Origin of the sequence: Kitasatospora sp. MAA4 (genome assembly GCF_029893355.1) — a bacterium.
Taxonomy (GTDB): Bacteria; Actinomycetota; Actinomycetes; order Streptomycetales; family Streptomycetaceae; genus Kitasatospora.
The window spans coordinates 217,622-233,729 of sequence record NZ_JARZAI010000010.1 but is presented as its reverse complement, the minus strand read 5'-3'; the positions used below and the strand labels follow the sequence as shown (position 1 = coordinate 233,729).

Here is a 16,108-nt window from a genome sequence, read left to right as displayed (position 1 = left end):
CACCACCGGTCTCGACGCCGCGTACTGGTACCGAAACCTGCGCCGGACCGTGCAGTTCGACCCCACCGTGCGCGAACTGCTCGCCCAGGAGCACCGGGTGTTCGTCGAGGTGAGCCCGCACCCGGTGCTGACCATGACGGTGCGGGCCACCGTCGAGGAGACCGGGGGCCGGGCCGCCGTGGTCGGCACGCTGCGCCGCGACAACGGCGGCACCGACCGCTTCCTGGCCTCGCTCGCCGAGGGCTTCGTGCAGGGCGCGCGGGCCGACTGGGCGCCGGTCCTCGCCGGCAGCGGCGCCCGCCGGGTGGACCTGCCGGGCTACGCCTTCCAGCGCGAGCACCTCTGGGCGATCCCGGTTCGACCGCAGGACGGCGGCGGCGACCCCGCCGACAGCGAGTTCTGGACCGCCGTCGAGCGCGAGGACCTCGACGGCCTGGCGGCCGACCTGCACCTGGACAGCTCCTCGCTGGCCCCCGTGCTGCCGGCCCTCTCCGACTGGCGCCGCCGCCGGCGCGACCGCTCCACCGTCGACTCCTGGCGCTACCGGGCCACTTGGACCCCGCTCGGCGCCCAGGCCCCGGCTGCGCTGACCGGCAACTGGCTGCTGGTCAGCGCCGAGGACCACGCCGTCGATGAGGTCGCCGAGGTCCTGACCGCGCACGGCGCCACCGTCCGGCACCTGGTGCTGGACGACGCCTGCACCGACCGTGCGACGCTGTCCGAGCGCCTGGCCACCCGGCTTGGCGACCTCGGTGAACTCGGTGAACTCAACGGCGTGGTCTCGCTGCTGGCCGCCGCCGAGGCGCCCAGCGCCCTGCACCCGGCGCTCTCCGGCGGCATCGCCCTCACGCTCGCGCTGATCCAGGCCCTGGGCGACACCGGAATCGACGCACCCCTGTGGTGCCTGACCCGCGGCGCGGTCTCCACCGGCCGCGCCGACCGGCTCACCCGTCCCGTCCAGGCCCAGATCCACGGCCTGGGCTGGACGGCGGCGCTGGAGCACCCGCAGCGCTGGGGCGGTCTGGTGGACCTGCCCGAGACGCTGGACCGGCGCGGCGCCGAGCGGCTGGCCGCCGTCCTGGCGGGCGCCACCGGCGAGGACCAGCTGGCGATCCGCCCCTCCGGCGTGCTCGCCCGCCGCGTTGTGCGCGCCCCCAAGGCCCCGGCTGCCGGGCGCAGTTGGACGCCGCGCGGCACCACGCTGGTGACCGGCGGCACCGGCACCCTTGCCCCGCACCTGGCCCGCTGGCTGGCCGCGCAGGGCGCCGAGCGCATCGTGCTCACCAGCCGCCGGGGCGAAGACGCCCCCGGCATCGGCGAGCTGCTCGCCGAACTCGCCGACCTCGGCTGCCAGGCCACCGCGGCGGCCTGCGACATCACCGACCGCGCGGCCGTGGCAGGCCTGTTGGAGCGTCTGCGGGCCGAGGGGCACCCTGTGCATGCCGTCGTGCACACCGCCGCCGTCATCGAGCTCGCCGCGATCGAGGAGACCGGTCCCGAGGGCTTCGCCAAGGTCGTGCACGCCAAGGTCGCCGGCGCGCAGCACCTGGACGAGCTGCTGGACGACGAGGAGGTGGACGCCTTCGTCCTCTACTCCTCGACGGCCGGACTCTGGGGCAGCGGTCGGCACGCCGCCTACGTGGCCGCCAACGCCTACCTCAACGCGCTGGCCGAGCACCGCCGTTCGCGCGGCGCGCACGCCCTGTCGATCTCCTGGGGGATCTGGTCGGACGACCTGAAGCTCGGCCGGGTCGACCCCTCGGCGATCCGCCGCAGCGGCCTGCTCTTCATGGAACCGCAGCTGGCGCTGACCGGCCTGCGCCAGGCGCTGGACGGCGACGAGCAGGTGCTGTCCATCGCCGACATCGAGTGGGACCGCTACCACCCGGTCTTCACCTCCGGTCGACCCACCGCGCTCTTCGAACAGGTTCCTGAGGTCCGGCAGTTGGCAGCAGCTGCCGCCGAACGCCCCTCCTCCGACGGCGAGTTCGTCATCCGGCTGGCCAAGCTGCCGGCCGCCGAGCAGGACCGGGTGCTGCTGGACCTGGTCCGGGCGGAGGCGGCCATCGTGCTGGGCCACGCCTCGCCCGACGTCCTCTCCGAGCAACGCGCCTTCCGCGACGTCGGGTTCGACTCGCTGACGGCAGTCGACCTGCGCAACCGGCTGTCCACCGTGACCGGGCTGACCCTGCCGAGCACGATGGTCTTCGACTACCCCAACCCGCTCGCGCTGGTCGGTTTCCTGCGCACCCAGGTGGGCGGCGCGCCGGTGCAGAGCGTCGCGCGCGTCGAGACCGCCGTCGACGACGACCCGATCGCCATCATCGCCATGAGCTGCCGCTACCCCGGCGGCGTCGACTCGCCCGACGCCCTGTGGAACCTGGTCGCGGCCGGCGGCGATGCCATCTCCGACTTCCCGCTCGACCGCGGCTGGGACGCCGAGGGCCTCTACGACCCGGACCCGGATCGCCCGGGCCGCACCTATTCCACCCGCGGCGGCTTCCTGCACGGCGCCGCCGACTTCGACGCCGCCTTCTTCGGCATCTCGCCGCGCGAGGCCCTCTCGATGGACCCGCAGCAGCGGATGCTGCTGGAGACCTCCTGGGAGGCGATGGAGCGCGCCGGGATCGACCCCGCCACGCTGCGCGGCAGCCGTACCGGCGCCTTCATCGGCGCCAGCTACCAGGACTACACCTCGGGCGGCTCCGGCCAGGACGGCGCCGAGGGCCACCTGATCACCGGCACCATCTCCAGCGTGCTGTCCGGCCGGCTCTCCTACACCTTCGGCTTCGAGGGCCCGGCCGTCACGCTCGACACCGCCTGCTCCTCCTCGCTGGTCGCGCTGCACCTGGCCTGCCAGTCGCTGCGCAACGGCGAGAGCACGCTGGCGCTGGCCGGCGGCGTCAGTGTGATGGCCACGCCCAACGCGTTCGTCGGCTTCAGCCGGCAGCGCGCGATGGCCGTGGACGGCCGCTGCAAGGCGTACGCCGAGGCCGCCGACGGCATGAGCCTGGCCGAGGGCGTCGGCCTGGTGCTGGTGGAGCGGCTTTCGGACGCGCTGCGCAACGGGCACCCGGTGATGGCTGTTGTGCGTGGCAGCGCGGTCAACCAGGACGGCGCGTCCAACGGGCTGACCGCCCCCAACGGCCCGTCCCAGCAGCGGGTGATCCGCCAGGCGCTCGCCGGCGCGGGCCTGTCCGCCGCCGAGGTGGACGCCGTGGAGGGCCACGGCACCGGCACCCGGCTGGGCGACCCGATCGAGGCCCAGGCGCTGCTGGCGACCTACGGGCAGGACCGCCCACAGGGCCGTCCGCTGCTGCTGGGCTCGGTCAAGTCCAACATCGGCCACACCCAGATGGCCTCCGGTGTCGCGAGCGTGATCAAGATGGTGATGGCGATGCGGCACGGCGTGCTGCCGCAGACCCTGCACGTGGACGCGCCCTCCTCACACGTGGACTGGACGGCGGGCGCCATCGACCTGCTGACCGAGCGGGTCGACTGGCCCGAGACCGGGCGCCCGCGCCGGGCCGGCGTCTCCTCCTTCGGGCTGAGCGGTACCAATGCCCACACCATCCTCGAACAAGCGCCTGCCGTAGCTGAGTTGACGCCATCATCGGCTTCAGTGGACGTCCTCCCCGTCGTGCTCTCCGGCCGCACTGAGGGCGCCCTGCGCGCCCAGGCCGAGAGCCTGCTGACCTTCCTCGCCGACCGTCCCGAACTACCGCTCGCCGACCTCGCCCGCTCGCTCGCCACCACCCGCTCGGCCCTGGACCACCGCGCGGCCGTGGTGACCGCCGAGCGTGAGGAGCTGCTGCGGGCGCTGGCCGCCCTGCGTGACGGTCTGCCGTCCACCGCTCTGGTCACCGGCCGTTCCGGTCGGGGCCGAACGGCCTTCCTCTTCACCGGCCAGGGCAGCCAGCACCCGGCGATGGGCCGCGAGCTCTACGAGCGCCACCCGGTCCACGCCGAGGCGCTGGACGCCGTGCTGGCCCGCTTCGACCTCGAACTGCCGTACGCGGTACGGGAGGTGATGTTCGCCGAGGAGGGCACCGCGCAGGCCGCCCTGCTGGACGACACCGCCTACACCCAGCCGGCCCTGTTCGCGCTCGAAGTCGCGCTCTTCCGGCTGCTCGAGTCCTGGGGTGTGCGACCGGACGCGGTGGCAGGCCACTCGATCGGCGAACTGGCCGCCGCGCATGTCGCAGGCGTGCTGTCGCTGGAGGACGCCTGCACGCTGGTCGCCGCCCGGGCCCGGCTGATGGCCGCGCTGCCCACCGGGGGAGCGATGGTCTCGCTGCGCGCGAGCGAGGCGGAGGTGCTGCCGCTGCTCGGCGACACCGTCTCCATCGCCGCGATCAACTCGCCTACCTCGCTGGTTGTTTCCGGTGACGAGGACGCGGTCCTGGAGCTGGCCGCCCACTTCGGGGCGACCGGCCGCAAGGCCACCCTGCTGCGGGTCTCGCATGCCTTCCACTCGCCGCGGATGGACGCCATGCTCGACGCGTTCGCCCGCGTCGCCCGCGGCCTGAGCTACCAGGCCCCGGCCATCCCGCTGATCTCCACGGTGACCGGCACGCTCGCCACCGCCGAGCAGCTGGGCTCGGCCGAGTACTGGGTCGAGCAGGTGCGCGGCACGGTGCGGTTCGCCGACGCCGTACGGCTGCTGGCCGACCAGGGCACCACCACCTTCCTCGAACTGGGTCCGGACGGCGTGCTCTCCGGCGCGGCGCGCGAGACCCTCGGCGAAGACCCGGGCGCGGCCGCCGTCCCGGCGCTGCGGCGCGGGCGCGCCGAGGCCCGCACGCTCACCAGCGCGCTCGCCCACCTGCACGCGCACGGCGTGGCGGTGGACTGGGAGGCGGTCTTCGCCGGCACCGGCGTCCGCCGCTTCGACCTGCCGACCTACCCGTTCCAGCGCCGGCGCTTCTGGCCGGAGGACGGCGTCCCGACCGGGCACGGCCCGGCCACCGGCGAGGACCCGGCGGACGCCGCGTTCTGGTCGGCCGTCGAGCGCGCCGACCTCTCCTCGCTCGGCTCCAGCCTGGAGCTGGACGACGAGACCCTGACGGCGATGGTGCCCGCGCTCTCCACCTGGCGCCGCAGGCGCCGCGAGCAGTCCGCCGTGGACGGCTGGCGCTACCGGGTCGAGTGGAAGCCGCTCACCTCTACCGTGGCCATCCCGCTCACCGGCAGCTGGCTGGCCCTGGTCCCGGCCGACGGTCCGGAGCAGGAGTGGGCCGACGCGCTGCTCGCCGGCCTGCCCGTGGAGACCGTCCGCCTGCCCGTCGCCGGCGAGGACCGCGCGGCGCTGGCGTCGCGGCTGCGCGAACTGGCCGCCACCGCGGCCGGGTTCACCGGTGTGCTGGCTCTGCCGACCGCTGACCTGGCCGCCACCGTCACGGCGGTGCGGGCCCTCGGTGACGCCGGGATCGATGCGCCGCTGTGGTGCCTGACCCGCGGCGCCGTCGCGGTCAGCCCCTCCGAGCGGCTCAACGACCCCGCGCAGACCGCTGTTTGGGGGCTCGGCCGGGCCGTCGCCCTGGAACGGCCCGAGCGCTGGGGCGGGTTGGTCGACCTGCCTGACCTTCTGGACGAGGGCCTCGTCCGGCGGCTGGCGGGCGTGCTCGCCGGGACGGACGGCGAGGACCAGGTCGCGGTCCGGGCCGTCGGCACCTTCGGGCGCCGACTCGTCCACCACCCGGTCGGTGACCGCACGGCGCCGCGCGCGTTCGCCCCCACCGGCACCGTGCTGGTCACCGGCGGCACCGGCGGGGTGGGCGGCCAGGTCGCCCGCTGGCTGGCCGGCCGCGGCGCCGAGCACCTGCTGCTGGTCAGCCGCCGCGGCGACCAGGCACCCGGAGCGGACCAGCTGCGCCGCGAACTCACCGCGCTGGGCGCCCGGGTGACCCTGGCCGCCTGCGACACCGCCGACCGCGCGGCCCTCGCCGAGGTGCTGGCGGCCGTGCCGGAGCAGCTGCCGCTGACCGCCGTCTTCCACACTGCGGGCATCGTCGCCGACGGCGTGCTGGACACCCTGACACCGGAGCAGTTCACCGCCGTCCTGCGGCCCAAGGTCACCGCGACGCTGCATCTGCACGAGCTGACCCGCGACCTCCCGCTCACCGCCTTCGTACTCTTCGCCTCGACCGCCGGTGCCCTCGGCGCCGCCGGACAGGCCAACTATGCCGCCGCCAACGCGTTCCTGGACGCCTTCGCCGAGCAGCGCCGAGCCGACGGGCTGCCCGCGACCTCGATCGCCTGGGGCCCGTGGGCGCAGGCCGGGATGGCCGTCGACGGCGCGGGCGTCGAACAGCGCGTGCGGCGTGGCGGGTTCGCACCGATGGACCCGCAACTCGCCCTCGCCGCCCTGCAGAACGCCCTCGACCACGAGGACACCGCACTGGTCGTGGCGGACGTCGACTGGGAGCGGTTCGCCGCCGTCTTCACCGCGCTGCGGCCCAACCCGCTGGTCGGCGACCTGCCGGAGGTCCGCCGAGCCGTCCCGGCGGCGGCCGGTGCGGGTGGCCAGGACTCCGAGCTGCGGGCCCGGTTGGCCGCGCTGCCGGAGTCCGCGCGCGGCCGGTTCGTCCTGGACCTGCTGCGTACCCTGGTGGCCGCCGTCCTGGGCCACCCGGACGGCGAGAGCATCGAGCCGGACCAGGCCTTCAGCGACCTCGGCTTCGATTCGCTGACCATCGTCGAGCTGCGCAACGCGCTGACGGCCACCACCGGCCTGCGGCTGCCCTCCACACTGGTCTACGACTACCCGAACCCGCTGCTGCTCGCCGAACACCTGCTTGCCGAACTGCTGGGGGTACTCCCCGAGTTCGAAACCCAGGCGGCCGGTCCGCGGGCGGTGGACGACGACCCGGTCGCCATCGTCGGGATGGGCTGCCGCTTCCCCGGCGGGATCGAGTCGCCGGAGGATCTCTGGCAGCTGCTGGTACGCGGCGAGGACGCCGTCACCGCATTCCCCGACGACCGCGGCTGGGACACCGCGGCGCTCGGCCGGGGCGGCTCGGCCACCCTGTCCGGCGGCTTCCTGGACGGCGTCGGCCGGTTCGACGCCCGCTTCTTCGGGATCTCGCCGCGCGAGGCGCTGGCGATGGACCCGCAGCAGCGGCTGCTGCTCGAAACCTCCTGGGAGGCGCTGGAGCGCGCGGGCATCGCGCCGGACTCGCTGCGCGGGACAGCAACCGGGGTGTACATCGGCACGAACGGCCAGGACTACACCACCGTGCTGCGCCGGGGCGTCTCCGAGGTACAGGGCCATGTCGCCACCGGCAACACGGCCAGCGTGATGTCCGGGCGGCTCTCCTACACGCTGGGCCTGGAGGGCCCGGCAGTCACCGTCGACACCGCCTGCTCCTCCTCGCTGGTCGCCCTCCAGCTCGCCGCCCGCGCGCTGCGCGGCGGTGAGTGCTCGCTCGTGCTGGCCGGCGGTGTGTCGGTGATGTCGAGCCCCGACGCGTTCATCGAGTTCACCGCGCAGGGCGGCCTCGCCCCCGACGGCCGGTGCAAGGCGTTCGCCGACTCCGCCGACGGCACCGCGTGGTCCGAGGGCGCGGGCGTCCTGGTGTTGGAGCGGCTGTCGGACGCGCGGCGCAACGGGCACCCGGTGCTGGCGGTGGTAGTTGGGACAGCGGTCAACCAGGACGGCGCGTCCAACGGCCTGACCGCCCCCAACGGGCGGGCACAGCAGCGGGTGATCCGGCAGGCCCTGGCCGACGCCGGAATCACCCCCGCGCAGGTCGACGCCGTCGAGGCGCACGGCACGGGCACCACGCTGGGCGACCCGATCGAGGCGAACGCCCTGATCGCGGCCTACGGCAGCGAGCGGGAACGGCCGCTGCTGCTCGGCGCCGTCAAGTCGAACCTGGGCCACACCCAGGCGGCGGCAGGTGTCGCGGGCGTGATGAAGATGGTGCTGGCGATGCGGCACGGTGTGCTGCCGCGCACGTTGCACGTGGACGAGCCGTCCACGCACGTGGACTGGTCGGACGCCGCCGTCGCGCTGGTGCGCGAGCAGCAGAGCTGGCCGGAGACCGGGCAGCCGCGCCGGGCGGGCGTGTCCGCCTTCGGTGTCAGCGGGACCAATGCGCATGTGATTGTCGAGCAGGCGCCGCCAGTTGATGCTGAGGGGTCCGTGCTGGCGGGTGTGGTGGTGCCGTGGGTTGTGTCGGGGAAGTCCGAGGCGGCGTTGGATGCGCAGCTGTCGCAGCTGGCTCAGTTTGCGGGCTTGTCCTCGCTTGACGCGGGGTACTCGCTGGCCGCCGGCCGGACGAGCTTCGTGCATCGGGCTGTGCTGGTGGATGGTGTGGAGGTTGCGCGGGGGGTGGCGGTGGAGCGGTCGCTGGCGCTGTTGTTCTCGGGGCAGGGGTCTCAGCGGTTGGGGATGGGACGGGAGTTGTATGCCCGTTTCCCGGTGTTCGCGGAGGCGTTCGATGCGGTGTGTGCCGGGTTCGAGGTGCCGGTGCGGGAGGTTGTGTGGGGTGAGGATGAGGAGCTGTTGAGCCGGACGGACTTTGCGCAGGCGGGGTTGTTCGCGGTGGAGGTGGCGCTGTTCCGGTTGGTCGAGTCGTGGGGTGTGGTGCCGGACTTCGTGGCGGGTCATTCGATCGGTGAGGTGGTGGCGGCGCATGTGGCGGGGGTGTTCTCGCTGGCGGACGCCTGTGCGCTGGTTGCGGCGCGTGGTCGGCTGATGGAGGCGTTGCCGGCGGGTGGTGCGATGGTGGCGTTGCGGGCTTCGGAGGCTGAAGTTCTGCCGCTGCTGGGTGAGTTGGTGTCGATTGCGGCGGTGAACGGTCCGTCGTCGGTGGTGATCTCCGGCGTGGAGGAGGCCGTGGAGGCGGTCTGCGGGCACTTCGGCAAGAGCACCCGGCTGCGGGTGTCGCATGCGTTCCACTCGCCGTTGATGGATCCGATGCTGGAGGAGTTCCGGGCGGTGGTGGCGGGTCTGTCGTTCGAGGCGCCGCGCATTCCGCTGGTGTCGAACGTGACGGGCGCGGTGGCTTCGCCGGAGCTGGTGTGTACGCCGGAGTACTGGGTGCGGCACGTGCGTGAGGCGGTGCGATTCGCCGATGGCCTGGAGTCGCTGAGGGGTGAGGGTGTCTCGGCGTTCCTGGAGCTGGGCCCGGACGGTGTGCTGTCCGCGCTGGTCGAGGACGTAGTCGCTGCCCCCGCCCTGCGCAGGGGCCGCCCGGAGGAGGCTGCGCTGCTCACCGGTCTCGCGCGGCTGCACGTCGCGGGCGTCCGGCTGGACTGGTCGCGGGTGTTCGAGGGCACCGGCGCCCGCCGGGTGGATCTGCCCACCTACCCGTTCCAGCGCGAGCTGTTCTGGCCGGAGAGCGCACCCGCGACTGCGGCGCACGGCACGGCCGACCCGGTGGAGGCCGAGTTCTGGTCCGCCGTGGAACGCGAGGACGTCGCCTCGCTCTCCTCGTCCCTGCACCTGGACGACAGTTCGCTCTCGACGCTGCTCCCGGCCCTGTCAGCTTGGCGGCGCGAGCGCAACGAGCGCTCGGCCGTCGACAGTTGGCGCTACCGGGTGGACTGGGAGCCGCTCGCCGGCGTCACCGCCGCCGCCCTGCCGGGCAGTTGGCTGGTGCTCGCCCCGGCGGGAACGTCCGAGGACGCCTGGACGGCGGCGCTGCTGAGCGCGCTCGGCGACGACGCCGTGCGGGTGGAGGTCGAGTGCGGCGACGGTGGGCGCGACGCGCTCGTCCGGCGCCTCCAGGAGCACCAGGGCGCCTTCGCGGGCGTCGTCTCACTGCTGGCCGCCGCCTGTGATGACCAGACGCTGCCCACCGGTCTCACCTGGCCGGACGCCCTGGTGGCAGCGCTCACCGAGGCCGGCGTGGAGGCGCCGCTGTGGTGCGTGACGCGCGGCGCGGTGTCGGTCGGCCGCTCCGAGGCGCCGGGCAGCGCTGTCCAGGCTGCCGCCTGGGGGCTGGGCAGGGTGACTGCCCTGGAGCAACCCCTGAGCTGGGGCGGGTTGCTGGACGTGACCGAGGTGCTGGACGAGCGCTCGGCGGCCCGGCTGCGCGGCGTGCTGACGGCCGGGTCCGGCGAGGACCAGGTCGCCCTGCGGCCCTCGGGTGTCTTCGCCCGGCGCCTGGTGCGCGCCGGCACGGACCCGTCGGGCTCCGGCTGGCACCCGGCCGGGACCGTGCTGGTCGTCGGCGAGGCGACCGGCTTCGGTGCCCCCGTTGCCCGCTGGCTCGCCGGTCAGGGAGTCGAACACGTGCTGCTGGTCGGCGCGGGCGCACCGGACGGCTCCGAGGTGGCGGAGCTGCGCGCCGAGTTGGCTGATCTCGGCACTGAACTAACGGTTTTCTTCACTGATCTGACGGATCGTCTGGCTCTGGCGGAGCTTCTCGATGAGTTCCCGCCGCGCGCCGTGATCCACACCGGTCACCCAGCGCCGCCTGCCGAGGGCGAGGGTGAGGGGCCGCAGGCGTACCTCACGCTGCTCCAGGCCGGCCTGGACACCCTGGAATCCGCCCTCGGTGAACGGGAGTTGGACGCGTTCGTGCTGTTCGCGTCGATCGCCGGCACCTGGGGTGTGCGGGGCCAGGAGATCGGGGCGGCGGCGAGTGCCTACCTCGACGCCGTCGCCCAGCGCCGCCGGGCCGCCGGCGCAGCTGCGCTGTCGGTCGCCTGGGGCGCCTGGAGCGACGCCACTCCGGCCTCGCTCGCCCAGCACCTGCGGCTCAACGGGCTGCCGGTGATGGACCCGGGGCGCGCCCTTGCGGCGCTGCGCCACGCGGTCGGTGACGGGACGGCCTCGGTCACGGTGGCCGACGTCGTGTGGGACCGGTTCGCGCCGGCCTTCACGCAGGGCCGTCCGAACCGGCTCTTCGCTCAACTCCCCGAGGCACGCGCGGCCTTGGCGATCGCCGTGCCGACGACCTCGACCACCCCGGCCGGTGCCGCCGCGCTGCGGGACGGGCTGCTCGCCCGTTCCGAGGCGGAGCGCGGTGAGGCGCTGCTGACGATCGTGCGCTCCGAGGTGGCGGCCGTGCTCGGGTACGGGGACACCGACTCCGTCCCGTCCGGCCATGCCTTCAAGGATCTCGGCTTCGACTCCCTCACCGCGGTCGACCTGCGCAACCAGCTCAGCGCCGCCACCGGGTTGAGCCTGCCCGCCACGCTGGTCTTCGACTACCCGACCCCGGCCGCCCTCGCGGCGCACCTGGGGGTCGAGCTGTTCGGCGAACTGCCGGACACTGCACCGCTCGTGGGCGCCGGGACCCAGACGTCCGACGATCCGATCGTGATCGTCGGCATGAGCTGCCGCTACCCCGGCGGCGTCCGCTCGCCCGAGGATCTGTGGGAGCTGCTGCGCGGTGAGGTGGACGCCATCGGCGGCTTCCCCACCGACCGCGGCTGGGACCTGGACCGGCTCGCCCGGGGCGGCCGCGACGGCCGCGGGCGCAGCGTCACCCAGAACGGCGGATTCCTGTTCGACGTCGCGGACTTCGACGCCGCCTTCTTCGGCGTGTCGCCGCGCGAGGCACTGGTCATCGACCCGCAGCAGCGCGTCCTGCTGGAGACCGCCTGGGAGGCGCTGGAGCGCGCCGGCGTCGACCCGGCCACCCTGCGCGGCGGCGACACCGGCGTCTTCGTCGGCGGTGGCAGCGGCGACTACCGTCCCCGGATCGGCCAGATCGGCCATGTGGAGACCGCCCAGTCGGCCAGCCTGCTCTCCGGTCGGCTGTCCTACACGCTGGGCCTTGAAGGCCCCTCGGTGACCGTCGACACCGCCTGTTCGTCCTCCCTGGTGGCCCTCCACCTGGCCGCGCAGGCACTGCGCGCCGGGGAGTGCTCGATGGCGCTGGCCGGCGGCGTGACGGTGATGTCGACCCCGGTCGGCTTCATCGAGTTCGGCGAGATGGGCGCCCTGTCGCCCGACGGCCGCTGCCGATCCTTCGCCGATACGGCGAACGGCACCGGCTGGTCGGAGGGCGTCGGCGTGCTCGTCGTGGAACGCCTGTCGGACGCCCGCCGCCACGGGCACGAGGTGCTCGCCGTGCTGCGCGGCTCGGCGATCAACCAGGACGGCGCGTCCAACGGCATCACCGCGCCGAACGGCCCGTCCCAGCAGCGCGTCATCCGGCGTGCGCTGGCCAACGCCGGGCTGACGGCTGTCGAGGTGGACGCCGTCGAGGCGCACGGCACCGGGACCACGCTGGGCGACCCGATCGAGGCCCAGGCGCTGCTGACCACCTACGGGCGCGACCGGGACGCCGAGCGGCCGCTGCTGCTCGGGGCCGTCAAGTCGAACATCGGCCACACCCAGGCCGCCTCGGGCGTCGCCGGCGTGGTCAAGATGATCATGGCGATGCGGCACGGCGTGCTGCCGAAGACACTGCACCTGGACGAGCCGTCCTCGCACGTCGACTGGTCGGCGGGCGCGGTCGAGCTGCTCGCCGAGGAGCGGGCCTGGCCGCAGACCGGCCGCCCGCGCCGGGCCGGTATCTCGTCCTTCGGAGCGAGCGGCACCAACGCGCACGTGATCCTCGAACAGGCCCCGTCGGCCGATGAGTTGCAGGTGAAGCAGGCATCCGACACCGGCCTGGTTCCGGTGGCGGTGTCAGCTGCCACGCCCGAGGCGCTGCGCGCCCAGGCCGGGCGGCTGCTGGCCCAGCTGGCCGGCCGCCCGGAGCTGACCGTCGCCGACCTCGGGTACTCGCTGGCCACCACTCGCTCTGCCTTCGAGCACCGTGCGACGGTCCTGGCGAACGACCGGGCCGAGCTGGTGCAGGGCCTGACGGCGCTGGCCGACGGGCGCCTCGCGCCGCAGGTCGTCCAGGGCCGGGAGGCTGCCGGCGGCCGGACCGCCGTCCTGTTCTCCGGCCAGGGCTCGCAGCGCGCGGGCACGGGCCGGGAGCTGTACGGCCGGTTCCCCGCCTTCGCCGAGGCACTGGACGCGGTGCTGGCACGCTTCGACGCGCTGCTGCCGCGTCCGCTGCGGGAGCTGCTCTTCGCGGAGGCCGGTAGCGCCGAGGCGGCGCTGCTGGACGACACCGCGTACACCCAGCCCGCGCTGTTCGCGGTGGAGGTGGCGCTCTTCCGGCTGGTGGAGTCCTGGGGTGTGCGGCCGGACTTCGTGGCGGGCCACTCGATCGGTGAGATAGCCGCCGCGCATGTCGCCGGGGTGTTCTCGCTGGAGGACGCCTGCACACTGGTGGCGGCTCGGGCCCGGCTGATGGGCCAACTGCCCGTCGGCGGCGCCATGGTGGCCGTGCAGGCCACCGAGGAGGAGGTGCTGGGCCGGCTGCTGGACGGCGTGTCGGACGGCGAGTCGGACGGCGTGTCGGACGGTGGGCTGGACGGCGTGTCGGTCGCTGCGGTCAACGGCCCGCAGGCCGTGGTGATCGCCGGCGACGAGCCTGCGGTCACGCGGCTGGCGGCAGCATTCGCGGCGGAAGGCCGCAAGACTAGGCGTTTGCGGGTGAGCCATGCGTTTCACTCCCTGCATATGAACGCCATGCTCGATGACTTCGCCCAGGTCGCCCGGGGGATCGGTTACGCCGCCCCGAGCGTGCCCCTGGTGTCGAACGTGACGGGCGAGGTGGCGGCGGCCGAACTGGTCTGCACCCCCGAGTACTGGGTGCGGCACGTGCGCGAGACCGTCCGCTTCGGCGACGGCGTGCGGGCGCTGGCCGCGCGCGGCGTGAGCCGGTTCCTCGAACTCGGACCGGACGGCGTGCTGTCCGCGATGGTCCAGGGCAACCTGGTTGATTCCTCGCGTACCGTCGTCGCCGTCCCGGCCGTGCGCGCCGGGCGCGGCGAGGAGCTGACGCTGCTCACCGCGCTGGCCCGGCTGCACGTGGACGGCGCGGGCCCGCGCTGGTCCGCCGTCCTCGACGGCAGCGGCGGCCGCCGGGTGGACCTGCCCACGTACGCCTTCCAGCACCAGCGGTTCTGGGCGGCGGGTTCGCCGGCCGAGGATGCCGGTAACACCGAGGACACCGCTTTCTGGTCGGCCGTGCAGAACGCGTCCTTCGAGGACCTGGTCAGCACCCTGGACGTCGACAGCGACGCGCTGTCGCGTGTCCTGCCGGCCCTGCGCGACTGGCGCCTGCGACGCGACGAGCAGGCCACCGTGGACGGATGGCGCCAGCGGATCAGCTGGAAGCCGCTCAGCGGTCACGGGCGGCCGTCCCGGAACCCCGGCCGCTGGCTGGTGGTTGTTCCGGCCGACCGGCAGACCGCATGGGTGGCGGCTCTGCTCGACCTGCTCGGGCCGGACGCCGTCCGCCTCGAACTGGCGACGGACCAGCTGGACCGTCCTGTCATCGCCAAGCGGCTGGGTGAAGTCGCGGCCAACGAGGAGCAGTTCACGGGCGTCCTGTCGCTGCTCGCGCTGGACGAGACGCTGACCGGCAGCGTGCCCGCAGGGCTCGCGCTGACGGCCGCGCTCATCCAGGCGCTCGGCGACGCCGGACTTGCGGCGCCGCTGTGGTGCGTGACGCGCGGCGCCGTCGCGGTCTCGCCCGCCGAGCCCGTCACCGGCCTGTTCCAGGCGGGCGTCTGGGGCCTCGGCCGGGTCGCCGCGCTGGAGTACCCGCAGCGCTGGGGCGGGTCGATCGACCTCCCCGAGGTGCTGGACGAGCGCACCGGCGCCCGCCTCACCGGCTTCCTCGCGGACCCGGACGGCGAGGACCAGGTCGCGGTCCGCCCGGCCGCCCTCTTCGGCCGGCGGCTCGGCCCGGTAGCGGCCGATGCGACGCCGGCGCGGGCCTGGGACCCGGACGGCACGGTGCTGATCACCGGAGGCGTCGGCGCTCTGGGCGCCCATGTCGCCCGGGGGCTGGCCGGCGCCGGCGCCCGGCACCTGCTGCTGGTCGGCCGACGCGGTGCGGACACCCCCGGAGCAGACGAACTGGTCGCTGAGCTGGCCGAGTTGGGCGCGAGCGTCACGGTCGCGGCCTGCGACGCAGCCGACCGCGAGGCACTGGCCGCCGTACTGGCCGCCGTCCCCGAAGCGGCGCCGCTGACCGCCGTCGTCCACGCGGCGGGTGTCCTGGACGACGGGGTCGTGGACAGCCTCACCCCCGAGCGCTTCGAGCCGGTCCTGCGCTCGAAGGTCGGGTCCGCCCTGCTGCTGGACGAGCTGACCCGGGACCTGGACCTGGTGGTCTTCGCCCTGTTCTCCTCCGCCTCCGCCTCGGTCGGCAACCCCGGCCAGGGCAACTACGCGGCGGCGAACGCCATGCTGGACGCGCTCGCCGAGCGGCGCCGGGCGAGCGGACTGGCGGGCTCCTCGATCGCCTGGGGTGCCTGGGGCGGCGGCGGAATGGCCGCCGACGACCGGGCCGCCGGCGCAGCCCAGCGCAGCGGCGTCCGGCCGCTGGACCCCGAGTTGGCGGTCCGGGCGCTGCGCCGCACGGTCATGGACTCGGCCCCCACCACGGTGGTGGCCGACGTGGAGCCGGGCCAGTTCGTCCGCGCCTTCACCTCGGTGCGGCCGAGTCGGCTGCTGGCCGAACTCGTGGGCGCGGCCGATGGGTTGGACCAGGCCTCGGAGGCGGCGGCCGCCGCGCCGGCGCTGCGCGCCGAGCTGGCCGGGCTCTCGCAGGCCCGGCGCCGGGCGGCGGTTCTCACGCTGGTCCGCAACCGCGCCGCGGAGGTGCTGGGCCACAGCAGCGCGGACGTCGTCGGCGCCGACAAGGCGTTCCGGGACCTCGGGTTCGACTCGCTGGGCGCGGTGGAGCTGCGCAACCAGCTCTGCGCCGCCACGGGGTTGAGCCTGTCCGCGACGCTCGTCTTCGACCACCCGACGCCCGCCGAGCTCGCCGAGCACATCCTGCGGGAGTTGGCACCGGCGGGGGCGGCGGACGGCGGCGCCGCGGTCGGCGGCGAGCTGAACGAGGAGCTGGACCGGGCGCGGGTGCAGAGCCTGCTCGCGTCCGTCTCGGTCGCCGAGCTGCGCCGGATCGGCGTGCTGGAGCCGCTGTTGAAGCTGGCCGCGGAGGCAGCCGGTGGTGGTGACGGCGACGGTTATGAGGACTCGATCGACGCGATGGACCTCGACGACCTGGTGCAGGCGGCCCTGCAGGGCGGTTCCGAGCAGGACGAGAACTATGACGCGCAGGACTGA

The 16,108-nt window shown here is 74.4% G+C and carries 1 protein-coding gene (only partly in view); it reads left to right on the top strand.

Annotation, left to right across the window (positions count from 1 at the left end; genetic code table 11):
• Nucleotides 1-16,108, top strand: partial view of a type I polyketide synthase gene (locus P3T37_RS15910; protein ID WP_280724327.1) — the 3' portion only. Its footprint begins 12,122 nt before the window's first position; only the last 16,108 of its 28,230 coding nucleotides appear in the window; its start codon lies off the left edge, out of view; its stop codon occupies nt 16,106-16,108.